The 26,322-nt window shown below is 65.1% G+C and carries 20 protein-coding genes and 2 pseudogenes; 9 read left to right on the top strand and 13 right to left on the bottom strand.

What is annotated here, in order from left to right; all coding sequences use genetic code 11:
• Window positions 1-37: 37 nt before the first annotated feature.
• From OVA21_RS16590 to OVA21_RS16570, 5 genes and pseudogenes are all read right to left on the bottom strand, one after another.
• Window positions 38-802 carry a metal-dependent hydrolase gene (locus OVA21_RS16590; protein WP_268092886.1) on the bottom strand — a complete coding sequence of 255 codons (765 nt, stop codon included), beginning with the start codon at window positions 800-802 and terminating at the stop codon, window positions 38-40.
• Between the two features lie 502 nt (window positions 803-1,304).
• Entirely contained in the window at window positions 1,305-2,402 is a 1,098-nt protein-coding gene (locus OVA21_RS16585; RefSeq protein ID WP_081470573.1) for an IS630 family transposase, read from the bottom strand.
• Between the two features lie 50 nt (window positions 2,403-2,452).
• Window positions 2,453-2,959, bottom strand: a complete 507-nt coding sequence (locus tag OVA21_RS16580) for an IS630 family transposase (RefSeq protein WP_442778940.1) — start codon at window positions 2,957-2,959, stop codon at window positions 2,453-2,455.
• Window positions 2,960-3,004: 45 nt separating this feature from the next.
• On the bottom strand, window positions 3,005-4,360 hold the full coding sequence (locus tag OVA21_RS16575; RefSeq protein ID WP_216824164.1) for an IS256 family transposase: 1,356 nt from the start codon (window positions 4,358-4,360) through the stop codon (window positions 3,005-3,007).
• A gap of 54 nt (window positions 4,361-4,414) precedes the next feature.
• Window positions 4,415-4,987 (bottom strand): annotated as a pseudogene (locus OVA21_RS16570) (IS630 family transposase); the annotation flags it as partial.
• 287 nt (window positions 4,988-5,274) lie between these two features.
• On the opposite strand from OVA21_RS16570, the gene OVA21_RS16565 reads away from it, so the two are divergent.
• Both OVA21_RS16565 and OVA21_RS16560 read left to right on the top strand, forming a co-directional pair.
• Entirely contained in the window at window positions 5,275-6,030 is a 756-nt protein-coding gene (locus OVA21_RS16565) for a hypothetical protein (protein ID WP_268092885.1), read from the top strand.
• Between the two features lie 27 nt (window positions 6,031-6,057).
• Window positions 6,058-6,222, top strand: a complete 165-nt coding sequence (locus tag OVA21_RS16560; protein WP_268092884.1) for a hypothetical protein — start codon at window positions 6,058-6,060, stop codon at window positions 6,220-6,222.
• Window positions 6,223-6,287: 65 nt separating this feature from the next.
• Here the strand turns inward: OVA21_RS16560 and OVA21_RS16555 are convergent, their stop codons facing one another.
• Complete coding sequence (locus OVA21_RS16555) at window positions 6,288-6,491, bottom strand: hypothetical protein (RefSeq protein WP_268092883.1); 204 nt, start codon at window positions 6,489-6,491, stop codon at window positions 6,288-6,290.
• Between OVA21_RS16555 and OVA21_RS16550 the strand changes: the two are divergent.
• Window positions 6,457-8,435 (top strand): annotated as a pseudogene (locus OVA21_RS16550) (type I restriction-modification system subunit M). The gene OVA21_RS16555 and the pseudogene OVA21_RS16550 sit on opposite strands and share 35 nt — an antisense overlap.
• Window positions 8,436-8,846: 411 nt before the next feature.
• Here OVA21_RS16550 and OVA21_RS16545 read toward each other — a convergent pair.
• On the bottom strand, window positions 8,847-10,202 hold the full coding sequence (locus OVA21_RS16545; RefSeq protein WP_069388925.1) for an IS256 family transposase: 1,356 nt from the start codon (window positions 10,200-10,202) through the stop codon (window positions 8,847-8,849).
• Between the two features lie 462 nt (window positions 10,203-10,664).
• On the opposite strand from OVA21_RS16545, the gene OVA21_RS16540 reads away from it, so the two are divergent.
• From OVA21_RS16540 to OVA21_RS16520, 5 genes are read left to right on the top strand one after another with little or no spacing between them, the layout of a single operon-like run.
• Window positions 10,665-10,958, top strand: a complete 294-nt coding sequence (locus tag OVA21_RS16540; RefSeq protein WP_006898371.1) for a transposase — start codon at window positions 10,665-10,667, stop codon at window positions 10,956-10,958.
• On the top strand, window positions 10,955-11,839 hold the full coding sequence (locus OVA21_RS16535) for an IS3 family transposase (protein ID WP_007633589.1): 885 nt from the start codon (window positions 10,955-10,957) through the stop codon (window positions 11,837-11,839). Before OVA21_RS16540 ends, OVA21_RS16535 begins: the two co-directional genes overlap by 4 nt.
• Before the next feature lie 42 nt (window positions 11,840-11,881).
• Window positions 11,882-12,310 carry a restriction endonuclease subunit S gene (locus OVA21_RS16530; protein WP_268093180.1) on the top strand — a complete coding sequence of 143 codons (429 nt, stop codon included), beginning with the start codon at window positions 11,882-11,884 and terminating at the stop codon, window positions 12,308-12,310.
• 2 nt (window positions 12,311-12,312) lie between these two features.
• On the top strand, window positions 12,313-15,423 hold the full coding sequence (locus OVA21_RS16525) for a type I restriction endonuclease subunit R (protein ID WP_268092882.1): 3,111 nt from the start codon (window positions 12,313-12,315) through the stop codon (window positions 15,421-15,423).
• 33 nt (window positions 15,424-15,456) lie between these two features.
• Entirely contained in the window at window positions 15,457-16,395 is a 939-nt protein-coding gene (locus tag OVA21_RS16520; RefSeq protein ID WP_268092881.1) for a hypothetical protein, read from the top strand.
• Window positions 16,396-16,616: 221 nt separating this feature from the next.
• Here OVA21_RS16520 and OVA21_RS16515 read toward each other — a convergent pair whose 3' ends face one another.
• From OVA21_RS16515 to OVA21_RS16490, 6 genes are all read right to left on the bottom strand, one after another.
• Window positions 16,617-17,714 (bottom strand): IS630 family transposase, encoded by a 1,098-nt coding sequence (locus OVA21_RS16515; RefSeq protein WP_268092880.1) that lies wholly within the window; start codon window positions 17,712-17,714, stop codon window positions 16,617-16,619.
• Window positions 17,715-17,857: 143 nt separating this feature from the next.
• Window positions 17,858-19,648 carry a replicative DNA helicase gene (gene dnaB / locus OVA21_RS16510; protein WP_268093179.1) on the bottom strand — a complete coding sequence of 597 codons (1,791 nt, stop codon included), beginning with the start codon at window positions 19,646-19,648 and terminating at the stop codon, window positions 17,858-17,860.
• A gap of 519 nt (window positions 19,649-20,167) precedes the next feature.
• A complete protein-coding gene (rplI, locus tag OVA21_RS16505; RefSeq protein ID WP_067720010.1) occupies window positions 20,168-20,620 on the bottom strand; it encodes a 50S ribosomal protein L9 in 453 nt (150 codons plus the stop codon).
• Between the two features lie 115 nt (window positions 20,621-20,735).
• The gene (locus tag OVA21_RS16500) at window positions 20,736-21,311 is read right to left on the bottom strand and encodes a single-stranded DNA-binding protein (protein ID WP_067720013.1); all 576 of its coding nucleotides are present in this window, start codon (window positions 21,309-21,311) and stop codon (window positions 20,736-20,738) included.
• Window positions 21,312-21,416: 105 nt separating this feature from the next.
• Window positions 21,417-21,704, bottom strand: coding sequence for a 30S ribosomal protein S6 (gene rpsF, locus OVA21_RS16495; RefSeq protein ID WP_067720016.1), 288 nt, complete (start codon window positions 21,702-21,704; stop codon window positions 21,417-21,419).
• A 157-nt stretch (window positions 21,705-21,861) separates the two neighbouring features.
• Window positions 21,862-22,122: a LuxR C-terminal-related transcriptional regulator gene (locus OVA21_RS16490; RefSeq protein ID WP_067720216.1), complete on the bottom strand. Its 261-nt coding sequence runs from the start codon at window positions 22,120-22,122 to the stop codon at window positions 21,862-21,864.
• Between the two features lie 279 nt (window positions 22,123-22,401).
• Between OVA21_RS16490 and OVA21_RS16485 the strand changes: the two genes are divergently transcribed.
• On the top strand, window positions 22,402-26,313 hold the full coding sequence (locus tag OVA21_RS16485; protein WP_268092879.1) for an NACHT and WD repeat domain-containing protein: 3,912 nt from the start codon (window positions 22,402-22,404) through the stop codon (window positions 26,311-26,313).
• Window positions 26,314-26,322 lie beyond the last annotated feature (9 nt).

The raw sequence follows: 26,322 nt of genomic DNA, 5'->3' as shown, positions 1-26,322 counted from the left end.
TCTCAGTGGAAGGTGCCGGCCACCCAGGGTGCGCCGATCAGGTGTGGCGCCCGCACCACGCAGTAGGCCAAAACAACTGTGACGCCGGTACAGGCAGCGGCCAACATTCTGTCCATGCCGGCGCCCGCACGGATTCGCAGTGGTCCGGTAGGCGGAAGTTCCACCATCGCTCGCCTCCGATACTGACGACGCCGCCGAGTAGAGGCACGCCCCGCTTGGTGATCACGTCGCCGAGGAGGTGCATCGCGACACCGGAAGTGACCGCTGCGCCGAGCGCGGCGCTGCCGACCGAAGCCGGCAGCGCAAACCACACCGTTACTGCAAGCGCCAACGAGAGCCCGGTGACGTAGATCCAATCCTGCTTCTTGGCCCAGTTCGGTGCCAGGCCGCGTATGGCCAGGCCAAGCATGAAGAAGAGCACCCCGATAGCGCCGTTCTTACCGAACGCCGAGACGAGGGCGGCCGTGCCGGCGCCCGCAAGAAGTGCGAACCACAACGTGTGGGTCGCGGTGCGGTGCCCGTTGCTGATCCGGGCGTCCTTGCGCGTCATCGTCAGGTCGTAGATGGTCTTCGAGACCCGCTCCGTGATGTGAGCGAGGGCCCTCGAGGCCAGCCCGAAGCTGCGAGCAAGGGTGCTCTGTGGTGTGTCGAGGTCCGGGAGAAGCGCCGCTCCGGCGGTGACACCCGCAAACACGAGCACCTCCGTGGGTGAGGTGGCCCCACCCCATTCGACTGGGAGGAAGGCCCCGATAGCCAACCCCGCGCCGGCGCCGCTCATCGCGTGCGTAGGTCCCATCACCATGTGCAGCGCACCTTGCTGTCCACCGAGGCTCGCCCCCGGATACGGACCGGGCCCCCTGGCCCAGAGCGACCGCACCGACGATGGATCTGGCCAACCGTGCGCTGAACGCCCAGCGGCAATTCACTGACACCGTAGCGTCGGGCTGACAACCTGTTTCCACAACCGACGACGAGAGTGTCGCCGTGCAGCCCAGATTGACGAGACACGCCGGTGCAGATTGACAAAACTAGGGCACGCCAGCCGAGCCCGTCAAAGCATCTTTGTCACCGCCATGTCATGGATGGCCGGGAAACCTTCTTGAGTCCTGCGCGCAGCGATCCCGAGGTAGGAAGTGGCGAGAAGGGGCCAGCAAATTGGCGGCAGCTAAACAAGCATTCGACGGGGTTCCCGCACTCAAAGTTGCGTTTGAACAACTTGAGCATTCTTGTGACCTAGTTTTCACAGCCCACGATCATTGCATCGATGAGTCGATCGACAGCACTTGAAATAGAGAAGTCCCCTCCTAGTGGTCCGCATTTGAAGTCTTCTTACGGTTGGCTTTCTTGAGGACTTCGTCGGCGGTTTTCGTCCAGACGAAGGGGTGGGATCGGTGGTTCCAGCCGTCGATGAAGGCGCGGATCTTCGCGTTGAGGTCCTTGACGGATGTAAAGATCCCACGGCGGATGGCCTGGCGTTCGACGATGCCGAACCACACCTCGACCAGGTTCATCCACGACGCGTGGGTGGGTGTGAAGTGGACCTTGAACCGGGGATTTTCGGCCAGCCAGGCCTTGACGTTTGCGTGCTTGTGGGCGGCGTAGTTGTCCATCACCAGGTGCAGCTCAACTGGCTGACCGTCGGCATCGACGACATGACGGTACGCCCGCTCGATCTGCTTCAAAAACGCCAGGAACTCCTGGTTCCGGTGACGCGGTTTGAGTGCGGCGGTGACCTGACCGGTGGCGATGTCCAGCGCCGCGAACAGGGTGCTGGTGCCGTGCCGGACGTAGTCGTGGCTGCGCCGCTCGATCAGGCCGGGCTGCATCGGCAAGATCGGCTGAGTACGATCCAGTGCCTGGATCTGGGACTTCTCATCCACGCACAACACGATCGCGTTCTCCGGCGGCGCCAGGTACAGGCCGCAGATGTCGGTGACTTTGCCGACCAGCTCAGGATCGGTGGAGAACCGGAACGACTCCGAGCGCCACGGCTTGATCCCGTAGGCACGCCACGCCGTGACCACCGTCGAGGCCGAGACCTTCAACCGGGACGCCAGCAGCCGCGACGACCAGTGGGTCACGCCCAGAGACTTCGGCGGCGGCATCAAGGTCGCCGTCACGATCTCCGCGTGATCGATCGTGCGCGGCCGACCAGAACGCTTCTCATCAGCCAGGCCCCCGATGCCCTTGTCCTCGTACCTGGACCGCCAGAGGTTCACCTTCGGCCGCGACGCCCCGGCCAACTCGGCGATCTCCGCATTACGCCGGCCCTCCGAAGCCAGCAGCACGATGCGAGCTCGCTGCACCATGCCTGCCGACATCGACTGCGAGCGCGTCATTCTCTCAAGCTTCTCGCGATCGCCGGGACGCAACATCAATGCCGGGGCAGGTCGATTCGCCATGCCCCATGATTTCACAAACCCAACTGTAAAACTACTTCACACGCACGACACTAGTGTCGCGTTTCTGAAGTTGGTTTAGGGTTCGCTTTCGCGAGGATCTGTTCGGGAGTTTTAGTCCAGACGAACGGGTGTTTGCGGTCGTTCCAGCCCGTGATGAACTGGCGAATCTTGGCATTGAGGTCCTTGACAGATGTAAAGACACCACGGCGGATGGCCTGCCGGTCGATGATCCCGAACCAGACTTCCACGAGGTTGAGCCAGGATCCGGACGTCGGGGTGAAGTGCACGTGGAACCGCGGATGCTGTGCCAGCCACACCTTCACCGCCGGGGTCTTGTGGGTCGCGTAGTTGTCCATCACCAAGTGCAGGTCAACCTCCGGGTAGGCGCGGTCGAGTTGACGCAGGAACGCCAGGAACTCCTGATGGCGATGCTTCGGCTTGACCGCGCCGGTGACGTGCCCGGTCGCAATGTCCAACGCGGCGAACAGAGTCGTGGTGCCGTGCCGCTTGTAATCGTGGGTGTGCCTTTCGATGCTGCCGGTGCGCATCGGCAGCATCGAGCCTGTCAAGATAATTGTGTGAGTTTTGGTTAGTGATGTCTGTCACATGTGGGGGTCGAAGCGTTCCGGGTAGGCCAGTGCGAGTTCGGCCAGTGCGGCTCGCCAACCGTGGATGGTGGCGCCTTCGACGAGTCTGGGGATCGATTTCCGGGGGCCTGCGTGGCCGTCTGCTCGGCGTTGAGCGTCCTTGGCGCGTTCTCGGTCTCGTCGGTCCTCGATGTTGCGTATGGCTAGCCATAGCAGCTTGATCGCGGCGGCATCGCTGGGGAAGTGCCCGCGGTTCTTGGTGATCTTGCGCAGCTGGTAGTTCAGCGACTCGATCGAGTTCGTGGTGTAGATCAGCTTGCGTGTGGCTGGGCCGAAGGCCAGGAACGGGATGAACCGCTCCCAGGCGGCCTCCCACGACCTGACGGCGGTGGGGTACTTGGCGCCCAGCGGCGATTCGGCGAAGGCCTCCAGTGCGGCTCTGGCGGCCTCGGCGTTGGCGGCGGTGTAGATCGGCTTGAGTGCCTTGGCCACGTTCTTGCGGTCGCTGTAGGACACGAACCGCATCGAGGCCCGGATCAGGTGCACCACGCAGGTCTGCACCTCGGCGAAAGGCCAGGTCGCGGCAATCGCCTCGGACAGTCCGGTCAGCCCGTCGCAGGCCACGATCAGGACGTCTTTGACGCCGCGATTGGCCAGTTCGGCGCACACGCTGGCCCAGAACGCCGCGCCTTCCTTGGCCTGCACCCAGATGCCGAGCACGTGCTTGACGCCCTCAAGATCGACCCCGACCGCGATGTGGGCAGCGCGGGTCTTCACGTGGGCTCCATCGCGGATCTTGATGTGGATCGCGTCCAGGAACACCACCGGGTAGAACGCCTCCAACGGGCGGTGCTGCCAGGCGGCGACTTCGTCCATGACCGCGTCGGTGACGTTGGCGATGGACTCGTGCGACAGCTCCACCCCCAGGGTCCGCGCGAGGTGGTGCTCGATCTCCCGGACGGTCATTCCGCCGGCGTACAGCGAGATGATCTGGTCCTCCAGCCCGCCGAGCCGGCGGGCGCCCTTCGGGACGAGCTGGGAGGCGAACGAGCCCTGCCGATCGCGGGGCTGATCCAGCTCCACCGGGCCGACCTCGGTGGCCACGGTCTTGCGCGAAGTGCCGTTGCGGTGGTTTCCGTCCCCGCCACGGGCGTGGGCATCGCGGCCCAGATGCTCGGTCAGCTCGGCGCCCATGCCCCGCTCAAGGACGGCCTTGAGCATCTCGTTCAAAAAGCCGTCCTTGCCAGTCAACTCCAACCCTCGCGAACGGGTCTCGGCGAGTACGTGATCAATCAGCGCATCCGAGAACACCTCCCGGCGAAGCCCAGCAGCATCTGATACATCCGTAGCGTCGTGGTCGTCAACAGCCATAGCGTTCATGATTCCTCCTCCGGCTCAACTCACACAGACCATCTGACACGCCCGCAGCATCGGCGCGGTCCTATCCAGCGCCTGGATCTGACTCTTCTCGTCAACACACAACACGATCGCGTTGTCCGGTGGCGCCAAGTACAACCCCACCACGTCGGTGACCTTCGCGACCAGTTCGGGATCGGTGGAGAACTTGAACGTTCCGGCCCGCCAAGGCTGCACCCCGAACTTGCGCCACGCCCTGGCCACGGTGGCGTTACCGATCTTCAGATGATCCGCCAGCAGGCGCGAGGACCAGTGCGTCACCCCGTACTTCTTCGGCGGAGGAGTCAACGTCGTGGTGATGATCTTCTGGTCATCTATCCGCTTCGGCCGGCCAGAGCGCGACTCGTCGAACAGGCCCGCGATCCCATCCGCCTCATACCCGCCTCGCCACTTCCACACCGTCGTCGGCGTCGTTCGCTCCCGGTCAGCGATCCGAGAGTTCGCCTGACCTTCCGCCGCGAGCAGGATAATCCGCGCCCGCATCGCCAACCCCGATTGGATCGACGTTGACCGCGTCCACGACTCCAACTCCTCGCGGTCACCATCACGAAGAATCAAAGCCGGAGCCGGGTTATTGGGCATGACCCATTCTCCCAAACACCCAAGCATTTAGGAACTAACGACACGCGACACTAGTAGGTCTGAGTGGCCTTGCCGGGCAAAGCACTTTGCGCCGTCGCACACACACCTGACTCATCGACTGCCTTGATAGCAAGCTCCCCACGTCGACTTCACGCAGTTCATGAGCCACGCTCAAGCACTCCCCGTGCACGACGAGGGTTCGTCAGTTCAAGGCCTATAGTCTAGCCTTCTACGTCCTTGGAACTATTATGCCGACTCGACGTTGCGGAGAGATGAGGTGTTCGCAGGTGAGGAGATGGATCCGGCAGAACTTTTGGGATGGACTTCTCGCCATCATCTCTCTGGCGTCGGGCGTCGCCACAACCCTCATCATGATTGGGAAGCTCCCCGCGACAGGGTGGATTGCCGCTGCCCCGGGACTAGCCACCTCCGTAGCGCTGTTTCTAGTGTGCGTGTTCAGCCTCAAAGTGCGGGCGCGGGAGAATAAGCTCCGCGCGGTGCAGCAGGAGTGTCTCGTCTTGGTGACGGAGGCGCTGATAGGAATTGCCCGGAGCGCAGGAGTTGAAACAACGACCCTCGGTGCCAGCGTTTTCATCGTTCGTCGCAACGTCTGGCAGAAGTTGGTTCGTCATCCTGGAACACTCAGACGGATTGCCCGACTTCGCTTCGGTGGCACACCCCACAAGAGCCGGGTCAAGTGGACGATGGGGACAGGCTGCATTGGGCGAGCGTGGGAGAGCAAGAACGAGGACTATACCTCGTGGACCGTGTCTGAGCTCGAGGAACAGAAGAAGGGGAGTACCGAGGGGCGCCGCGGCCGCGAGAGTATGACGGACTCTGAGCGCTCAGCGCTTGCAGGCAAGTACAGCGAGGTACGTGCCGCCGCGATTATCTCTAGCGCGGGCGAGGTAGTGGGCGTATTGTCGGTCGACCGCCCCGCGATCCATAAGGAAGGCAAGACTAGGGTATTGTCATCGGACACCGCTCGGAAGATGACCGCGACAACCGCGAGCCTCCTAGTGAAGGCCCTCCCCCTCAGCTAAAATCAGCGGCACCACAGGAGGTTGAAAATGGCTCCCAGATCGCATGAGAAGCCCAGTGCCCGGTCCGAAGCAGATGCTGCAGTGGTGTCCTACCTGCAGAGACTGCTCGAAGCTGACCTCTCGAGCCGCGTCCGAGCTGAGGTCCAGGAGCAGCTACGCCTCTACGGCATCCGTCAGCCACAGGTGGCGTAGTGCCTACGTTGGCGTAGCGTGTCGAGCGTCCTTCGAAGAAGCGTACGGGCCGCAGAACTGCAGCCTCATTCAAGGACAACTCCGACGTGGTGGCCCGCGCCGGGCTTCACGTAGCCCTCGACCCCGCCACCGCTGGCGGTTCGGATTCCGCCATTGCGCATACCCTTTCGGTCAACTCCGCCCAGCAGACAGTTACCTTTGTGGAAACCCTTCTTCACAAAGGAAACTTTCCTCTTGCCCACCACCAACGCCGCCTTCATCTGGTCCATCGCCAACAAGCTGCGCGGGCCCTACCAGCCCAACCAATACGGCGACGTGATCCTGCCGTTCACGATCCTGCGGCGCCTGGACGCGATCCTCGCGCCGACCAAGGCGGAGGTGCTCACCGAGTACGCGCGGTTGCAGGACAGCGGCATCGACCCGTTCGTGGTTCTGCGGTCAAGGTTCGGGCTGCCGTTCTTCAACACCTCGGTGTGGGACTTCGGCAAGCTCGCCGCGGACCCGGCGGGCCTGGCGGACAACTTGATCGACTACATCGAGGGGTTCTCACCCAACATCCGGGACGTCTTGACGGCTACAAGCTCCCCGAACTGATCGATGATCTGGACAAGAAGGACCGCCTGTTCCTGATCGTCAAGGACTTCGCGAACGTCGACCTGCACCCGGATCGGGTCAGCGGGCACGACATGGGCTACATCTTCGAGGAACTCATCAGAAAGTTCGCCGAGTCCAACAACGCCCAGGCCGGTGACCACTTCACTCCGCGTGAAGTCATCTCCCTGATGGTCGACCTGTTGTACGCCGACAAGGACCTCGAGCTCACCACTCCCGGCATCGTGCGCACCATCTACGACCCCGCGGCGGGCACAGGCGGCATGCTCTCGGTCGCCTACGACCACTTGGTGGAGATGAACCCCGACGCCAAGCCGGTGCTGTACGGCCAGGAGGTCAACCCGCGCTCGTACGCCATGTGTAAGTCGGACATGGTGATCAAGGGCCAGGGCGTGGACAACATCTACAACGGTGACACGCTCACCGACGACGGCTTCCACGGCGAGCACTTCGACTTCCTGCTGTCCAACCCGCCGTTCGGGGTGGAGTGGAAGACCCAGCAGAAGGCCGTGAAGGACGAGCACGAGCAGCGGGGCTTCGCGGGCCGTTTCGGTCCCGGCCTATCGCGGGTCTCCGACGGCTCTCTGCTGTTCCTGATGCACCTGATCAGCAAGATGCGGCCCGTCCGCTCCCCGGGGGACAAGGGCTCCCGGCTGGCGATCGTCCTCAACGGCTCGCCCCTGTTCACCGGCGGCGCCGGCTCGGGCGAGTCCAATATCCGGCAGTGGATCATCGAGAACGACCTGCTGGACGCGATCATCGCGCTGCCGACGGACATGTTCTACAACACCGGCATCTCCACCTACATCTGGATCCTGGACAACGCTAAGACCGACGAGCGCAAGGGCAAGATCCAGCTCATCAATGCGGTCGAGATGTTCGGCAAGATGCGCAAGTCCCTGGGCTCCAAGCGCAAGGAACTGCGCCCGCAGGATATCGAGAAGATCTGTGAGCTCTACGACGGCTTCGAAAACCACGACAACGACGACGACGAGGCGCCCGCCCTCTCGAAGGTGTTCGACAACTCGGAGTTCGGATACCGCACCATCACGGTGGAGCGCCCCCTGCAGCTGCGTTTCCACATCGCCGACGACACTGCCGAGCTCGTGCTCGCGACCAAGTCGATCGCCAAGCTCCCCACGGCCGATCAGGACGCCATCCGTAGTGCCCTCGACAGCCTCTCGGGCCGCTCGTGGACCAACCGCGACGCCTTTGTCAACGAGCTCAGAGGGGCACTGAAGACCGCGGGCATGGCCAAGGTTGGCGCCCCGATCATCAAAGCGATCTGGACGACGATCGGCGAACACGATCCCGAGGCCGACGTCATCACCACCAAGGGCAATCCCGAGCCCGACACCTCACTGCGCGATACCGAGAACGTGCCGCTAACCGAGGATGTCGAGGAGTACTTCGCCCGCGAGGTCCTGCCCCACGTGCCGGACGCGTGGATCGACCATGACAAGACCCGCGTCGGATACGAGATCCCCTTCACCCGTCACTTCTACCGATACAACCCACCCCGGCCCCTCGAGGAGATCCAGAAGGACCTCCGCCAGCTCGTCGCCGAGATCCAGATCATGCTCGCGGAGGTGGGGGCATAGATGTACCCCACTCAGCAGCTCCGGCGGTTAGCACGGATCAGAAACGGCTCAGATCACAGCCACGTTCAAGACGACTTCGGAGAGTTCCCTGTCTACGGCTCGGGCGGAGAGTTCACCAGAGCGAGCCGCCCGCTTTACTCGGGGCCCGCCGTGTTGCTCGGACGCAAGGGGACCATCGATCACCCCCTGCTGGTCGATGGCGAGTTCTGGACTGTCGACACGATGTTCTGCGCGCAGCCGTATGCGGATGTAGATCCTACGTTTCTGTATTACGCGTGCACGACGATCCCATTTGACCTGCTCTCCACAAGCACGGCACTTCCAAGCATGACGCAAGGCGATTTGAACTCAGTGCGTCTCCCGGCTCGAGCCTGTCAAGATAATTGTGTGAGTTTTGGTTAGTGATGTCTGTCACATGTGGGGGTCGAAGCGTTCCGGGTAGGCCAGTGCGAGTTCGGCCAGTGCGGCTCGCCAACCGTGGATGGTGGCGCCTTCGACGAGTCTGGGGATCGATTTCCGGGGGCCTGCGTGGCCGTCTGCTCGGCGTTGAGCGTCCTTGGCGCGTTCTCGGTCTCGTCGGTCCTCGATGTTGCGTATGGCTAGCCATAGCAGCTTGATCGCGGCGGCATCGCTGGGGAAGTGCCCGCGGTTCTTGGTGATCTTGCGCAGCTGGTAGTTCAGCGACTCGATCGAGTTCGTGGTGTAGATCAGCTTGCGTGTGGCTGGGCCGAAGGCCAGGAACGGGATGAACCGCTCCCAGGCGGCCTCCCACGACCTGACGGCGGTGGGGTACTTGGCGCCCAGCGGCGATTCGGCGAAGGCCTCCAGTGCGGCTCTGGCGGCCTCGGCGTTGGCGGCGGTGTAGATCGGCTTGAGTGCCTTGGCCACGTTCTTGCGGTCGCTGTAGGACACGAACCGCATCGAGGCCCGGATCAGGTGCACCACGCAGGTCTGCACCTCGGCGAAAGGCCAGGTCGCGGCAATCGCCTCGGACAGTCCGGTCAGCCCGTCGCAGGCCACGATCAGGACGTCTTTGACGCCGCGATTGGCCAGTTCGGCGCACACGCTGGCCCAGAACGCCGCGCCTTCCTTGGCCTGCACCCAGATGCCGAGCACGTGCTTGACGCCCTCAAGATCGACCCCGACCGCGATGTGGGCAGCGCGGGTCTTCACGTGGGCTCCATCGCGGATCTTGATGTGGATCGCGTCCAGGAACACCACCGGGTAGAACGCCTCCAACGGGCGGTGCTGCCAGGCGGCGACTTCGTCCAGGACCGCGTCGGTGACGTTGGCGATGGACTCGTGCGACAGCTCCACCCCCAGGGTCCGCGCGAGGTGGTGCTCGATCTCCCGGACGGTCATCCCGCCGGCGTACAGCGAGATGATCTGGTCCTCCAGCCCGCCGAGCCGGCGGGCGCCCTTCGGGACGAGCTGGGAGGCGAACGAGCCCTGCCGATCGCGGGGCTGATCCAGCTCCACCGGGCCGACCTCGGTGGCCACGGTCTTGCGCGAAGTGCCGTTGCGGTGGTTTCCGTCCCCGCCACGGGCGTGGGCATCGCGGCCCAGATGCTCGGTCAGCTCGGCGCCCATGCCCCGCTCAAGGACGGCCTTGAGCATCTCGTTCAAAAAGCCGTCCTTGCCAGTCAACTCCAACCCTCGCGAACGGGTCTCGGCGAGTACGTGATCAATCAGCGCATCCGAGAACACCTCCCGGCGAAGCCCAGCAGCATCTGATACATCCGTAGCGTCGTGGTCGTCAACAGCCATAGCGTTCATGATTCCTCCTCCGGATCAACTCACACAGACCATCTGACACGCCCCCCGGCTCCGCCCCTTGAGACACAACGGCTGATTGCCATTTTCCTCGACCGCGAGACCGCCAAGATCGATGCGCTGATCGACAAGCAGGAGCAGCTCATCGCGACCCTGCGCGAGGAACGGCAATCAGTAGTCTCGGTGACCCTTTCCGGATACCAAACGATTCCCCTCCATCGATTGGTCGACCCGGCCCGACCAATGAGTTACGGGATCCTGCAGTGCGGAGAGCACATCGAAGACGGTGTTCCCTACATCGGACCGTCTGACATGCCAGGGCGTGGAAAGTCCCCCTCTTTAGAGAAACTACGTCGGACTTCCCCTGGGATCGCGGATCAATATCGTGGACCGTTCCCGCTCTGGTGGACACCCGGAGATGAGCGGTGAGTTCCCCCAAGATAGAGGGAGCGGATTATGGGATCTACTCGTCGGAGCTTCACTGCCGAGTACAAGGCCAACGCGGTAAGTTTGGTCATCGATGATGGCCGTGCGATCGCCGAAGTTGCACGCAGTATCGGCGTTCACGAGATGACGTTGGGGAAATGGGTGAAGAAGACTCGAGACGAGGGAAACGGTGAGTCTGACCGCCCGTTGAATGAGGACGAGCGGGCGGAACTCGAGCGCCTTCGCGAAGAAGTGAAGCACGCCCGGATGGAGGTGGAGTTCGCAAAAAAAGTAGCGACCTGGTTCGCGAAAGACCCGCGGTGAAATTCGCGGCTATCGCGGACTGGGCTGAATCCGATTCATATCCGGTCACGTTCATGTGTGCTCAACTCGGCGTATCGACTTCTGGCTACTACAAGTGGCGCGGCAAGTCGCGCTCAGCTCGAGACCTCCGAGACGACGAGTTAACAGCGCTGATCGAGTACCACTACGAGCACCTCAACGGCCGTCCCGGCGTTCGGCGCATGCGTGCGGAACTCGCCGCCGGCGGCCACCGGGTCTCGCACAAGCGGGTGTGGCGGCTCATGAAGGTCGCAGGTCTGGAAGGCCGCCACCCGAAGGCGTGGAAACGCACCACCGTCGCCGGAGACAGCCCCGTTGGGGCACCTGACCTCATCGGCCGCGACTTCACGGCGGCCGAGGCGAACACCAAATGGTGCGGCGATATTACTTACGTACGGACCTGGAACGGCTGGGCGTACCTGGCCACCGTCATCGATCTGCACTCCCGGATGGTCGTCGGATGGGCCGTGGCCGACCACATGCGAACCGAGCTGGTCACCGACGCACTGGACATGGCCATCGCTCGTCGTCGACCACCCGGAAAAGTCATATTCCACAGCGATCGCGGAACTCAATACACGTCCACCGACTTCCATAAGTACTGCACGAAAAACAATATCCGACGATCATTGGGGCGCACTGGCATTTGTTTCGACAACGCGGTCGCAGAATCATTCTTCGCGAGCTACAAGAAGGAACTCATTCACACGCGCCCGTGGCCCACTCTAAAAGCACTCAAAAAGAGCACATTCACCTGGATTGAGGAGTACTACAATAGGGCCCGACGACATTCCACACTGGGCTATTTGACACCAGCCGAGTTTGAACTAGGATTCAGAGACATATACGAACTCGCCGCTTAATTGCAGTGGCCACTTTAGCGGGAACACTCCAATCGCCGGTCCATAGTTCGAGGCGGTGACCTTGTTGTTTCAATCGGGCCTGCGTACGGGAAGGTTGCTCTCCTCGAAGATGACCTCTCCGGTTCGAACCTGACTCAAGACACCGTGCGGGTTGCGCCTGTTCGGTCCTCAGTCGACCCAGAATTCTTAGTATGGGCTCTCGACTCCTACGAGGCGGAGAGCTTCTGGGACGCGGAGATTACCGGCGCCACTTTTCGACGGCTGAATCTTGGAACACTCGGCCAAACGCCGATTCCTCTTCCAGACCTCAGGACACAACGAGACATCCGTGATCGTCTCGATGAGACTACCGACAAAGTCGATACTCTCATCGCTAAGTCCACCGAGATGATCGAAACCCTCCGCGAGTATCGGTCGGCCCTGATCACCAATGCGGTGACGGGCAAGATCGACGTGAGGGAGGCTGTGTAGTCATGGCCCAGCATCACGAGTCCGTGCTCGAGGACGAGATCTGCGCGCACCTGGCCGCGCACGGCTGGGAGTACTCACCCAACGACGCCGGGTACGACCGCGACCTCGCCCTGTGCCCCGAGGACGTGTTCTGGTGGCTGCAACAGACCCAGCCGAAGGAATGGGAAAAGCGCGTCAAACCCGCCGACCCACCCGCAGCGCAGGAGAAATCCAAGGCAGCGCTCCTGCAGCGGCTGGCCAAGGCCCTCTCGGCGGACCTCAAAGCCGACGGCGGCACGCTCGCCGTCCTGCGGCGGGGTTTCTCCGACTTCAATGCTCACTTCGCGATGTGCCAGTTCAAGCCCAACTCCGGGCTCAATGCCACCACCGCCGCCAAGTACCAGGCGGTGCGGCTACGGGTCATGCGGCAGGTCCACTACTCCAAGACCAATCCGAAGAAGTCCATCGACCTGGTTTTCTTCGTCAACGGCATCCCCGTCGCCACCGCCGAGCTCAAGACCGACTTCACCCAATCGGTCGAGCACGCAATCGAGCAGTACAAGAAGGATCGCCTCCCCAAGGGCGAGCCGCTGCTCGGCTTTGCCACCCGCGCCCTCGTGCACTTCGCCGTCTCCAACACCGAAGTGCACATGACCACCCGCCTCGCCGGCCAGGACACCGTGTTCCTGCCCTTCAACCGCGGCAACGGCCACCACGCCGGCAACCCGCCCAACCCGAACGGCTCGGCCACCGCCTACCTGTGGGAGACCATCCTCCAGCGCAACACCTGGCTGGAGATCCTCGACCGCTTCATGCACCTGCAGATCACCGAAAAGCGCGACCCGGACACCGGCAAAAAGACCCGCAAGGAAACCCTGCTGTTCCCCCGCTACCACCAATGGGACGCCGTTACCCGACTTGTCCAGGCCGCCCGCACCGAAGGGCCCGGGCATAAGTATCTCATCCAGCACTCCGCCGGCTCGGGCAAGACCAACTCCATTTCCTGGCTCGCCCAGCGCCTGTCGTCGCTGTATGACGATGACGACGACAAGGTGTTCTCCTCTGTCATCGTGGTCACCGACCGGACCGTTCTCGACGCGCAGTTGCAAGAGGCCATCCAGCAGATCAACCGCACCACCGGCGTCGTGGCCCACATCGATGGCTTGACCGGCTCGAAATCCTCAGAGTTGGCCGAGGCTCTCGAGTCGGGGACCCACATCGTCGTCGTCACCATCCAGACCTTCCCCTACGCCCTGGACGCTATCTCCGACCGCACCAGCCTCCGTGGTCGGTCCTTTGCGATCATTGCCGACGAAGCCCATTCCTCCCAGGCTGGCGGGGCCTCTAACAAGCTCAAGCAGGTCCTGTCGCAGGCCGAGCTCGACGAGGTTGCCCAAGGCGGGGCCGTGTCGGCCGAGGACATACTTGCCGCCGAGACCAAAGCCCGCGCCGAGGCCGGCAACATCTCCTTCTTCGCCTTCACCGCCACACCCAAGGCCACCACGCTGGAACTGTTCGGCCGCCCTGGCCCCGACGGCACGCCGCGGCCGTTCCATCTGTACTCGATGCAGCAGGCGATTGACGAGGGCTTCATCCTGGATGTCCTGCGCAACTACACCCCGTACAAGACCGCGTTCCGGCTGTCGCACAACGGCAAGACCTACGCCACCAGCGCCACCGGGGAAGGTACCGTTGCGGTGACCGCCGAGGGCGGCGACGACGACCTGGTCGACCGGTCCGCCGCGGTGAAGTCGGTGATGAACTGGGTCAAACTGCACCCCACGAACATTTCACAGAAGGTGCAGATCATCGTCGAGCACTTTCGGCAGAACGTGGCCTGGCGGCTGAACGGGCAGGCCAAGGCGATGGTGGTGACCAGTTCCCGCAAGGCCGCCGTACGCTACAAACTCGCCTTCGACGACTACGTGAAGAAGAACGGCTACACCGACGTCGCCGCGCTGGTGGCGTTCTCCGGGGAGGTCACCGACCCCGAGTCCGGCACCGACGAGCCGTTCTCTGAAATCAACATGAACCCCGGTCTCAAGGGCCGCGACCTGCGGGATGCGTTTGCGACCGACGAGTTCCAGGTAATGCTGGTGGCCAACAAGTTCCAGACTGGGTTCGACCAGCCCAAGCTCGTTGCCATGTATGTCGACAAGCGTCTCGGCGGGGTTCAAGCTGTGCAGACCCTGTCGCGGCTCAACCGGACCTTCCCGCCGCTGAAAGACCAGACCTTCGTGCTGGATTTTGCCAACGAGGTCGACGACATCGTTGACGCGTTCGCGCCCTACTACGAGGCCACCACCTTGGCCGACGTCACTGACCCCAACATCGTCCACGACACCGAACGCAAGCTCTCCGTGGGCGGCATTTACGAACGCTCCGAGGTCGACGGCTTCGCCGATGCCTTCCTTGCCCGAGAGGGCCACAACGCGCTGGTGAAGTGGGTCGCTCCCGCTGCCGACCGTTTCACGGTTCGGATGCGGTCTGCGGTCGACGCTTCCGACGCTGCGGAAATCGACGAGCTGCAGATGTTCCGAAAAGACGTGGGCACCTACGTTCGGCAGTACGAGTTCCTGTCCCAGCTGTTCGACTACGAGAACCCCTGGCTGGAGAAGCTCGCACTGTATCTGAAGCTCTTGGCGCCGCAGCTAAGCAGCGGAGAGAAGGACACGCCGATCGATCTGTCCGCGGTGGCAATCGACTACCTCGGCCACCACCGGCAGGCCACCCGGGACGGCGAGCTCACCGGCGGCACCCCGCTCGAACCCGCGCGCGAGGCCGGAACCGGCACCGTCCGCGACCCCGACATGGTCGCCCTCGACGAGGTGATCGACCGCATCAACGACCTGTTCGCCGGCGACCACCCCAACTCCTCCGTCCGCAACGTGGTCACCCACATTAAGGACCGGCTCGAAGAGAGCGAGACCCTTCGGACCCAAGCGCAGAACAACTCTCTCGCCCAGTTCCGAGCGAGCCCCGATATTGATGTTGCCTTCACCGATGCAGTCATCGGTTCCATGGACTCCTCCGCAGACCTCTCCGCGCAGATCCTCAACAACCGAGATCTGGCCCGCGCACTGCTCGGCGAGCTCCTGCCGGCCGTCTATCGAACACTGAGCAAGGCGAGCTAATCCAAACCGATGGTCCGGAATCTAAGACAAGCGTTGACCGAAACGCTCTTCAATGCGGCAAGCGGCGGAGTCTTGTCCCGTATTGATTCACGGGGCAAGCGGGGAGGAGATCTCTATGACTGGTCGTTGAAGCCACACTCGCCAGCACCGGGCAGCTCTCTGCATGACGACGACGTCGAGTTCGCCGCTGCTTATCCACTACTTCTTTGCGGGACGAAGGCTGTAACTGAGCAGACGATATACCCGGTAATGACCGCTGTCGAGAACTTGCACACTGCTGGTGTTCTAATCCGTCGGCGCAGAAGCCACAGGCAGCCACACCTCAGCGAAGTCCTCGGATTATGCCGCGAAGCTATGGAGTGTGCAGCGGCATCGATCTGGATGCTCAGCGGGGAGGACCGAGCTGAACGCCTCGATCGTTGCCTCCGAATCGAACTGGAACAGCTACGCAAGCAACGTTCGTTTCTGCAGCTTTCGGCCAAGGCCGAAACCGCGGCCGACAGCCGCTATTCTCCCGAACATCGAAGAATGAATAAGGCGCACAGGGAAAGGTTCAACGCAACGCTGAGCCGCTCCGAGAGCGCTTACCCCGCCAAGCGTCCGCCGCAATTCTCGCAACTCGTCGAATACTCCGCAAGCTGGATTGATGACCACGTACCGTTGCACGACGACGGCGAGATAGCCAACAACTCGATGGAACATTCATCCACACTCTTTTACTCTTATGGTTCAAGCTTCATCCATGGATACAAATGGCTTTCCGACTATTCACGTGGCGGCGCCATCTGGACAATGCTCTCCGATGCCCTCGCAGTTTCTATTAACATGACAGAGTGCGCCGCTTGCCTCTTCGAAAGCGCTGCCCTCGCACCCGGAACGAGACCAGACATAGAGCACTTCCCAAAGCGATTCACGTCCACGGTAGCGACGTGGTCTACCGAACTATTCGGATCGCCGCCAGCCAATCCTTAAGCTACGTTACATACCTTGCTTACGTGCCCTGAAAATCGCGAAACAGCCGATCGGCAAGTACGTAAGACTCGATGGGCAGTCTGACGTCCCGCGAACCGCAGCCCGGTCAGCCCGAACTTGGGCCACCCAAGCCAATTCATTCGAGCCGCGCGGAAACCCCAGGGTCTCAACGTTTCCCTGACCCCTGAGTGCTCGCTAAACAATCGTCGACGCAAGGCTCGCTAGTGGTCCGCATTTGAAGTCTTCTTACGGTTGGCCTTCGCAAGGACTTCCTCGGCGGTTTTGGTCCAGACGAACGGATGGGATCGCTTGTTCCAACCGTCAATGAAGGCACGGATCTTTGCATTCAAATCCTTGACCGATGTAAAGACTCCGCGGCGTATGGCTTGGCGCTCGACGATGCCGAACCACACTTCGACCAAGTTCATCCACGAGGCGTGAGTGGGCGTGAAGTGGACCGTGAACCGAGGATTGTCGGCCAGCCACTTCTTGATGTTGGCGTGCTTGTGGGCGGCGTAGTTGTCCATCACCAGGTGCAGCTCGACCGGGTTGCCGTCCGCATCGACCTCATGCCGGTAGGCGCGTTCGATCTGCTTGAGGAACGCCAGGAACTCCTGATTCCGATGCCGCGGCTTGAGGGCGGCGGTGACCTGGCCGGTGGCGATATCCAACGCGGCGAACAGGGTGGAAGTGCCGTGGCGAACATAGTCATGACTACGGCGTTCGATCAGGCCGGGCTGCATCGGCAGGATCGGCTGCGTTCGATCCAGGGCTTGGATCTGGGACTTCTCATCCACGCACAACACGATCGCGTTCTCCGGTGGCGCCAAGTACAGGCCGCATATGTCAGTGACTTTGCCGACCAGCTCCGGGTCGGTGGAGAAGCGAAACGTCTCGGACCGCCACGGCTTGATCCCGTACGCCCGCCACGCGGTCAGCACCGAGGTGGGCGAGATCTTCAACCGCTGCGCCAGCAGGCGCGACGACCAGTGCGTCACCCCCAGAGACTTCGGAGGTGGCATCAACGTCGCGGTCACGATCGCCGCATGATCAAGCGTGCGCGGCCGGCCCGAACGCTTCTCATCAACCAGGCCAGCGATGCCCCGCTCTTCATACCTGTCGCGCCACAGATTCACCTTCGGCCGCGACGCCCCAGCCAGCTCCGCGATCTCCGCATTGCGCCGCCCCTCGGAGGCCAACAGCACGATCCGGGCACGCTGAACGATTCCTGCCGAGATCGACTGAGAGCGCGTCATCCGCTCCAATTCCTCACGATCGCCAGGACGTAAAACTAATGCCGGGGCAGGTCGATTCGCCATACCTCATGATTTCACACCCGCAAACGTAAACCTACTTAACGCGCGCGACACTAGGGTTCTCTCCACCGAGGTGACAGATTCCTGCGAACCGTGTGACACGCCCGTGAGAAACTGACAGATTGTTTGAGAACCGACAACGAGAGCTACAGCCCCCGCGCCATGTCCACGAAACGCGAGTAATGGAGCTGGTGCGCCACCGTGATCGTGGACGTGGGACCACCACGGTGCTTACCCAGGATCAGGTCGGCCTCTCCGGCCCGCGGGTCGTCGCGCTCGGAGGCGTCCGGGCGGTGCAGCAGCATGACGATGTCGGCGTCCTGCTCCAGTGAGCCGGACTCACGGAGGTCGGACACCTGGGGCCGCTTGTCGGTTCGCTGCTCAGGGCCACGGTTCAGCTGGGAGATCGCGATCAATGGGACGTCGATCTCCTTGGCCAACAGCTTGAGCTGACGAGAGAACTCGGAGACCTCCTGCTGACGGGACTCCACCTTCTTGCCCGACGACATCAGCTGGAGGTAGTCCACCACGATCAGCCGCAGGTCGTGCTTCTGCTTGAGCCGGCGGGCCTTGGCGCGGATCTCCATCATCGTCATATTGGGCGAGTCATCGATGAACAGCGGCGCCTCGGAGATCTCCCCCATGCGCCGGGCCATCCGGGTCCAGTCCTCATCGCTCATCTTGCCGGACTTCATATCGGACAACTTCACGCGCGCCTCGGCGCTCATGAGGCGCATGACGATCTCGGTACGGCTCATCTCCAGCGAGAACACCACCGAGGAGAGCCCGTGCTTGATGGAGCAGGACCGCATGATGTCCAGGCCGATTGTCGAGTTGTGCGTGGGGATCGCGGTGGGGCCGGCCAGATACAGGTGATCGGCGGCGGCGACCTCGATGCACCTGACAGGGACGCTCTCCGCGCTGCGCACGTCGGTGATGAGCCGGGGCGCCCGGCCGGAACCGGGATTCTCGGGGACGACGATGCCGAAGTCGCAGACCAACATGAGGGTGTCGAGTGACTTGGTGGTGACGACCTGCTCGGTGCCGCCCATCTCGATACGCCACTCGTGCTCGGCGTCGGCGACCAGCTCGGTCCCGTCGTTGAACCGCACTGTGAAGCACGGGCGGTCCTGCCACACCGCGGTCACGGCGACGACCTCGGTGGGCTGCCCGTCGGCATCCAGCACCCGGTCCCCCACGACGACTTCGCCCATGGTGGTCTGGCCGTCGGGCGTGGGCAGGACGGTGTCGAGGGCCAGCGCCTTACCCACGCCGGGGCGGGCGGCGATGATGATCATCTGGCCACCGTGCAGGCCGTTGGTCACGGCGTCCAGGTCGGCGAATCCGGTGGGCACACCCTGGGCGAGCCCGCCCGCGGTGTGGATCGCGTCGATCTCGTCCATCGTGGGCTGCAGCAGCTCCTCGATGATCACGAAGTCCTCGGTGGTGCGCCGCTCGGTGACCTCGAAGATCTCCGCCTGGGCGCGGTCCACCACCTCGGCGACGTCCGCGCCCTCGGAACCCGAGTAGCCGAACTGCACGATCCGGGTGCCGGCGTCGACCAGGCGGCGCAGCACCGCCTTCTCCGCGACGATCTGCGCGTAATACCCGGCGTTGGCCGCGGTGGGGACGGTGGAGATGAGCGTGTGCAGGTAGGGGGCACCGCCGGCACGACGGAGATCACCCCGGCGGTCGAGCTCGGCGGCCACGGTGACGGCGTCGGCCGGCTCACCGCGTGCGTACAGGTCGAGGATGACATCGTAGATCGCCTGGTGCGCGGGCTTGTAGAAGTCGCCCGGCTGGATCTCCTCCACCACGTCCGCGATGGCGTCCTTGCTCAACAGCATCCCGCCGAGCACGGACTGCTCGGCGGTGAGGTCCTGCGGCGGGGTGCGGCCGAACTCTCCGCCGCCGCCCTCGTCCGGCGGAGGCGGCATCTCGCCGGGACCGCTGAATCCCCCCTGCGCCATGACCGATCCTCTCCGCCGTAGAACTCGTACCGTCACCGAACCCGATCGGGCGCCAACCCGAATGCGCACCGACCCTGAACAGACGCCGAGCGACCTCTCCACTGTAGGTCACCCCGCCGACACGCCCGGCGCCCTGCCCACCCGGTTATCCACAGGTCTATCCACATTTGCGAGAGAGCACCTGTGGACAACTGTGAATGGATATGGGTTACGCAGGGCCGATGGGCGTATCACTGTGGACAACCGGTGGAAACCGCTGGCCACTTTCAGCAAATCCGCAGGTCACCATCATCGTTGCAGGTCGTGGCGCCGGTGGAGAGCGGCGCTTACCACGTCACAAACAGGGACACAATGGATAACGAAAGATGAACGGCACCGATCCGAGAACCGTCCGGACCCTAGGCATTACAACTAGTTATCCACAGGCCGTCCACAAAAGCGAGGGCCCCGACCGTCACTGTGACGACCGGGGCCCTTCGCGGTGAATCAGGCGGGGACGACCTCGACCGCGACGCGCGCGGTGGTGTCGTGACCCAGGTCGACGACGACGCTGTGGGCGCCGGTCGACTTGATGTGCTCCTTGGGCATCTCGACGGCACGCTTGTCGAGGGTCGGTCCACCCGCGGCCTTGATGGCGGAGGCGACATCGCCCGCGGTGACCGAACCGAACAGCTTGCCGGTGTCCGAGGTCTTGACCGCGACCTTGACGTCGGCCAGCGACTCGAGCTTCTGCTTGAGCTCGTTGGCGTGGTCCGAGTCGCGCACCTCACGAGCCTCCTGGGCCCGCTTGATGGAGTCGACCTGGCGCTCGGCGCCACGGGTGGCCACGATGGCCAGCCCGCGCGGGAGCAGGAAGTTACGACCGTATCCGCCCTTGACCTCGACGATGTCGCCCGGCGCACCGAGCTTGTCGACGTCGGCGGTGAGGATCAGCTTCATGATCCGTCTACCTTTCTTTCCTCCGACGGACCCGACCGGGGCCGGGATGTCGCGAGGTCATGTCTCATGCTTATGGGGTGGGACGCGGGTGGCGCCCCGGGGAAATCGACGCGCTCTAGAACGGGGGCTCGTCGTCCATGCCACCGAAGCCACCGGAACCGCCGGCCTGCGGGGCGCTGCCCCACGGGTCGTCGTTCTGCTGACCACGGCCCTGGCCGCCGCCGTAACCGCCCTGCGGCTGACCGCCACCCTGGAAGCCGCCGCCCTGCTGGCCGCCACCCTGGAAGCCGCCGCCCTGCTGGCCTCCGCCCCCGCCGCCTTCACGGTTGGTGCGGGTCACCTTGGCGGTGGCGTACTTGAGCGACGGACCGACCTCGTCGACCTCCACCTCGTAGACGGTGCGCTTCTCGCCCTCACGGGTTTCGTACGACCGCTGGCGCAGCCGACCGTTGACGATGACGCGCATGCCCTTCTGCAGCGACTCGGCGACGTTCTCCGCCGCCTGCCGCCAGACGTTGCAGGTGAGGAACAGGCCTTCGCCGTCCTCCCACTGGTTGGTCTGCGAATTGAAGCGACGTGGCGTGGAGGCGATCCGGAAGTTCGCCACCGCGGCGCCCGACGGCGTGAACCGCAGCTCGGGGTCCGCGACGATGTTCCCGACCACTGTGATAGGGGTGTCGCCCTGTGCCATGCGCTTGTCCTCCGTGTTGAAGCCGGCGTATTACAGCCTGAGGTGGATGGTGATCGAAGGCCGACCGACCGCGCCCAGATTACCGGTGCGGTCGGACACTCCGGGTCACTTGTCGGCGCGGAGCACCTTGGTGCGGAGAACGTTCTCGTTCAGACCGAGCTGACGATCCAGCTCCTTGACCGCGTCCGGCTCGGACTTGATCTGCGCGACGGCGTAGATGCCCTCGGTCTGCTTGTTGATCTCGTAGGCGAAGCGGCGCTTCCCCCAGACATCGACCTTGTCGACCGATCCGCCCTCTTGCCGGATCACGTTGAGGAACGTGTCCAGCGACGGCGCCACGGTGCGCTCGTCGAGACTCGGATCGAGGATGACCATCACTTCGTATTGACGCATGGGACCTCATCACCTCCTGTGGACTACAGATTCGGCCACGGTGTCTCCGTGGCAGGAGGGTCGTTGCGTCAGCAACCGCTCAAGGCTACCCCGGTGACCTCGGCAGACGAAATCCCCGTCGGCGGTGGCAGCGCCGCCGTGCGGGCGTGCAACCCCCTCACAGGTCGTCGAGTCTGACGTAACCGTCCTCCACCGCCCGCAGCAGCAACCGGACCTTGGTCCGCGCGGGCCGGCCGACGGCGTCGTACTTGGAACGCACCCGCTGGATGTACGTGCTGACGGTGGAGTCGGCCAGGAACAGCCGCTCGGTGACCTCGCGCTTGCTGTCCGAGGCGAGCCAGGCGATGAGGACCTCGACCTCCCGGTCACTGAGGTCCGGACGGGCCGCGGCGGGGCGAAAAGGGATCGTGGCGGTCATGGCGCCCTCTCGTTCGATGAGTTCCGACTCATTCTGGCGACGCCCGGTCACGGCGTGAACTTCCCCCGAAATGTCAGTACAAGTCCGTACGGATGCGTCCTACGATCGTATGAAACCCCAGCACATGACCTCCGAATCCCTTCCGTACGCCGGTCGCCCGGCCGTACGATGTTGACCGTGCACACCCCCCGCGAGCCCGTCGAGGGCGCAGTTGGACGATCAGCTCCTTCTCAGATTCAGACTCGGGAGGAGCTCGGAACCGCGCTCACCGCTCTCCGGGTGACGGCCGGTCTCTCGGTCCGCGACGTCGTGCGGCTGGTCCCCTCCCTGACCCTCGGGACCGCCTCCGGCTGGTTCTCGGGCCAGCACGTGCCGACCCGCGCGAGCGAGGTGACGCTCGTGGAGCTGCTCCGCCTGCTCGGGGTCGGCGGGGACGCGGGCTCGGATACGGACCCCGCCGGCACGGGCCCTGCCGGCACGGGCTCTGCCGGCGCAGACTCCGCCGGCACGGACCCCGCCCGCGCAGACTCCGCCACCGCGGCCACCATCGACGAGTGGCGGGCGGCCGTCGAGCGGGTCCGGATGCGTCCGGGGCCCCGACGCACCACCCGCCGCACGCAGAACGGCGCCCGCCCCGGGGAGACCGGATCGTCGACGGACCCCGCTGCTCCGGCCGGGACCGACCCGACCGACGCCCGACCGACGCCCCGCTCGGCCGTGCCCCAGCCCGATGACACCGGCAGCCCGTATGTCGGCCTGCGCTCGTACCTCAGTGACGACGCCGCCCTCTTCCACGGTCGCGGGGCCGAGATCGACCAGGTCCTGGCCCGCGTGACCGCCTCAAGGACGCGGCCGCTCGTCGTGGTGGGCGCCTCCGGGTCGGGCAAGTCGTCACTGCTCGCCGCCGGACTCGCCCCGCGGTGGGTCGCCGAGGGTTCGACCGTGGCGATCGTGCGCCCGGCCGGGATCACCGGCGAACTCGCGAGCGCCACCGGCCACCTCGTCGTCGACCAACTCGAGGAGCTCTGGGCGGATGAGGTGGGCCCCGCGCGCCGCGCGGAGGTGCTCGACGTGCTCGCCACCCGCGCCGCCGAGGGCCGGCCGACGATCCTCGCCCTGCGCGCGGACTTCTTCCAGCCCGCCCTCGCCGAGCCCGTCCTGCGCGACGCCCTGGACGACCCGGTGGTGATCGGCCCGCCCAGCCGCGAGCAGCTCGCCGAGATCATCGTCGAGCCCGCACGCTCCCTCGGCTACACGGTCGAGCCGTCGCTGGTGAACCTGCTGCTCGACGCGGTCGCCCCCGCCGACGGCGGCGCCGACGAGCGCTCCCTCCTGCCGCTGCTGTCCCACGTGCTGCTGGTGTGCTGGGAGCGCAGCCGCCGCCGTCGCATCACCGTGGACGACTACTACTCCTCCGGCGGGGTGGAAGGCGCCGTCCGCGCGTCGGCGGAATCGGTCTACCAGGAACTGGATCCGGCGGGCCGGGCCGCGTGCAGGACCCTGTTCCTCCGGCTGGTCGACGTCCGTTCCGCCCGTCCCGTCCGCCGCCACGCCCCGCTCGCCGAGCTGTCCGAGGACCTCCTCGTCGTCGCCACCCCCTTCGCCCACGCGGGCCTGCTCACCGTCGACGGCGAGGCGGTGACCCCCACCCACGAGGTGCTCTTCTCCTCGTGGCCGCGCCTGGTCGACTGGATCGACGCGGACCGGGAGGGCCTGCGCACCCTGGCGCGCGTGCGCTCCGCCGCCGCCGACTGGGAGGGGTCGGGGCGCGACGAGTCCGCGTTGCCTCCCGCGTCGGCGACCGCGGACTACCTGAGGTGGAGGGACGACGACGACGGCCCCAGCGCCCACCTGGCGGAATCGGAGCGGCAGTTCCTCGCCGCCGCCGAATCCCATCACCGATCCGTCGCCCGGAGGGACCGCAGGCGCATCCGTACGCTGACCGTGCTGGCGGCGTCGTTGGCGGTGGTGACCGTCCTGGCCCTGGTCGCGAGCGGTGTCGCACTCCGCGCCGGCGCGGACGCCCGCCACACCCGCGACGTGGCCCTGTCCCGCTCCGGATCGGTCTCCTCCACCACCGCCTTCTCCCGCGACCCCGGCCTGGGCCGCGCGTTGGCCCTGGCCGCCTACCGGATCCACCCCACCACCGAGGCGCGCTCGGCGCTGCTCAACACCAGCCGCGCCGACGTGCCACTGCGGTTCGAGGCCGCCCCCGGCAGTGGACGGGTCATCGCGCTGCCGGACGACGGCGGTGTCGCCGCCGTCAGCTCGGACGGCGTCCTGCGCATCTTCCGCGCGGGCGACCCCGCCGCGGTCGCGACCCTCGCCCTGGGCGCCGGGGAGCGCCACGAGCTGTACGCCGCCGCCCTGTCGCCGGGCGGCTCGGTCCTCGGGGTCGCCGGACAGGGCGCGGTGCACCTGGTCGACCTGCGCGATCCCACGGGGCCCACGATCCTGGCCGCCCTCGAGGAGGGCGCCGGGCCGTTCCACTCCGTCGCCTTCTCCCCCGACGGCACCACCCTCGCGGCCGGCACCGGTGACGGCCGTGTCCTGCGGTGGCCGCTGGGTATGCGCGGCGGGGCGCTGGCCGTCACCGACCAGCGCGCGCGGGTCGCCGTCCCCGATCCCGGGGCCGAGGTCGCCAAGCCCGTCGAGGCACTGGCATGGCTGCCCGACTCCCAGACCCTGCTGGCGGCCAACCGCACCGCGGGCGTCAAGACGCTGCTCGACGCCGATGCGTCCGGCCGGGGTCGCCGCGGGCCGGACCTCGACACCGGGCCGGTCGCGATCCCGCTCGCCCTCGCGGTGAGCCCCGACGGGACCCGGATCGCGGCCGGGACCACCGACCGGTCGGTGCAGCGCTGGCAGCTGGACGGCGCCGGTGGTGCTGACGGTGCCGCGGCCCTCGAGGGTGCCCGCCCGCTGCCCGAACTGACCGGATGGAACGCCTACGTCCACGACGTCACCTACGACGACCGGGGGCGGCTCGCCGCCGCCGGGTCGGACGAGCGGGTCCGCGTCTACGACCCCGTCGGGCGGATGCTCACCGAATTGCCGGCCTCGCAGGTCGCGACCGGGGTCCGCTTCACCGACTCCGACCACCTCGTGACGTATTCGGTCGACGGCCTGGTCCGGCTCTGGCCGCTGGGGCGCCTAGGGGCGGCCTCGGAGTCCAACTCGATCTTCCAGACCGCGTCCTCGGCGGATCGGACCACCGGGGTCCTCGGCGTCACCGCCGCGGAACTGCACCACACCGTCGTCGACACCACCGGCCCGGTCCCGCGCGAGACCGGCCGCGTCATCCCCGACGCCGGGACCCGGTTCTCCGGCTCCGTGGCCATGTCCCCCGACGGCCGCGTCGTCTACGCGGGGCTCGCCGACGGGGGCCTGCAGGTGTTCACCGCGCCGTTCGGGCCGGCCACCCGATCGGTGGCGGCCCTGCCCGTGACCTCCGGCGTGGTGGTGGCCAGCCCGCTCAGCCCCGACGGGCGGACCCTCGCCGTGTGTAGCGACACCAGCCCGGACCTGGGACTGGTCGACGTCACCGATCCCGCCGAGCCCACGCTCCGGGTCACGGTGCCGCTGCCCGACCCGTGCGTCGTCGCCGAGTTCTCGGCCGACTCCGGGCAACTCGTCGTGCCGACCCTCGGGCCCGAGACGGTCATCCTCGACACCGCCGACCCCGACCGGCCGACCGTCGCCCACCGGCTCACCACCGGGATCGGGGCCTCGCCGTCCGCCGGGTACGCGCACGGCTCGCCACTGCTGGCCACCTCCGGCGGGGACAAGACGATCCGACTGTGGGACATGGCCGACGCGACCGCGCCCCGCGAACTGTCCTCGTTCACCGCGCCGCCCGGGGAGATCTACTGGACCGCGTTCTCCGCGGACGACGACCTGGTCATGCTCACCTCGAGCACCGGCCAGGTCACCGTGGTGGACGTGTCCGACCCTGCCGGGCCGCAACCGTGGGCGGTTCTGGGATCGACCACCGATCCCCTGCTCTACCAGGGCCGCAGCGCCTCGCCCACGGGCGGCCTGCTCGCGGTGGGCGTCGAGGGCGCCATGTGGATGTGGCAGCTCGACCCGGACCGGGTGGTGAGCGAGGCCTGCGCCGGTGGCGTGCAGCTCACCGCCGAGGAGTGGGATCGGCACTTCCCGGACACCGAGCCGTTCGACCTGTGCGGCTGAGCGGGTCGC

The organism is Dietzia sp. SL131 (assembly GCF_026672565.1).
In the GTDB taxonomy this organism is placed as follows: Bacteria; Actinomycetota; Actinomycetes; order Mycobacteriales; family Mycobacteriaceae; genus Dietzia; species Dietzia kunjamensis.
The sequence above is the reverse complement of the archived record's forward strand: the minus strand, read 5'-3'. Positions and strand labels throughout refer to the sequence as shown.

Excerpts from the sequence above, each read along its gene's own strand:
- OVA21_RS16500 (WP_067720013.1), bottom strand. The coding sequence starts at position 21,311 with ATGGCACAGGGCGACACCCCTATCACAGTGGTCGGGAACATCGTCGCG.
- rplI (WP_067720010.1), bottom strand. The coding sequence starts at position 20,620 with ATGAAGCTGATCCTCACCGCCGACGTCGACAAGCTCGGTGCGCCGGGC.
- OVA21_RS16585 (WP_081470573.1), bottom strand. The coding sequence starts at position 2,402 with ATGGCGAATCGACCTGCCCCGGCATTGATGTTGCGTCCCGGCGATCGC.
- OVA21_RS16580 (WP_442778940.1), bottom strand. The coding sequence starts at position 2,959 with ATGCTGCCGATGCGCACCGGCAGCATCGAAAGGCACACCCACGATTAC.
- OVA21_RS16540 (WP_006898371.1), top strand. The coding sequence starts at position 10,665 with ATGGGATCTACTCGTCGGAGCTTCACTGCCGAGTACAAGGCCAACGCG.
- OVA21_RS16590 (WP_268092886.1), bottom strand. The coding sequence starts at position 802 with ATGGTGATGGGACCTACGCACGCGATGAGCGGCGCCGGCGCGGGGTTG.
- OVA21_RS16555 (WP_268092883.1), bottom strand. The coding sequence starts at position 6,491 with ATGGACCAGATGAAGGCGGCGTTGGTGGTGGGCAAGAGGAAAGTTTCC.
- OVA21_RS16515 (WP_268092880.1), bottom strand. The coding sequence starts at position 17,714 with ATGGCGAATCGACCTGCCCCGGCATTAGTTTTACGTCCTGGCGATCGT.
- OVA21_RS16490 (WP_067720216.1), bottom strand. The coding sequence starts at position 22,122 with ATGACCGCCACGATCCCTTTTCGCCCCGCCGCGGCCCGTCCGGACCTC.
- dnaB (WP_268093179.1), bottom strand. The coding sequence starts at position 19,648 with ATGCCGCCTCCGCCGGACGAGGGCGGCGGCGGAGAGTTCGGCCGCACC.
- OVA21_RS16525 (WP_268092882.1), top strand. The coding sequence starts at position 12,313 with ATGGCCCAGCATCACGAGTCCGTGCTCGAGGACGAGATCTGCGCGCAC.
- OVA21_RS16545 (WP_069388925.1), bottom strand. The coding sequence starts at position 10,202 with ATGGCTGTTGACGACCACGACGCTACGGATGTATCAGATGCTGCTGGG.
- OVA21_RS16560 (WP_268092884.1), top strand. The coding sequence starts at position 6,058 with ATGGCTCCCAGATCGCATGAGAAGCCCAGTGCCCGGTCCGAAGCAGAT.
- OVA21_RS16575 (WP_216824164.1), bottom strand. The coding sequence starts at position 4,360 with ATGGCTGTTGACGACCACGACGCTACGGATGTATCAGATGCTGCTGGG.
- rpsF (WP_067720016.1), bottom strand. The coding sequence starts at position 21,704 with ATGCGTCAATACGAAGTGATGGTCATCCTCGATCCGAGTCTCGACGAG.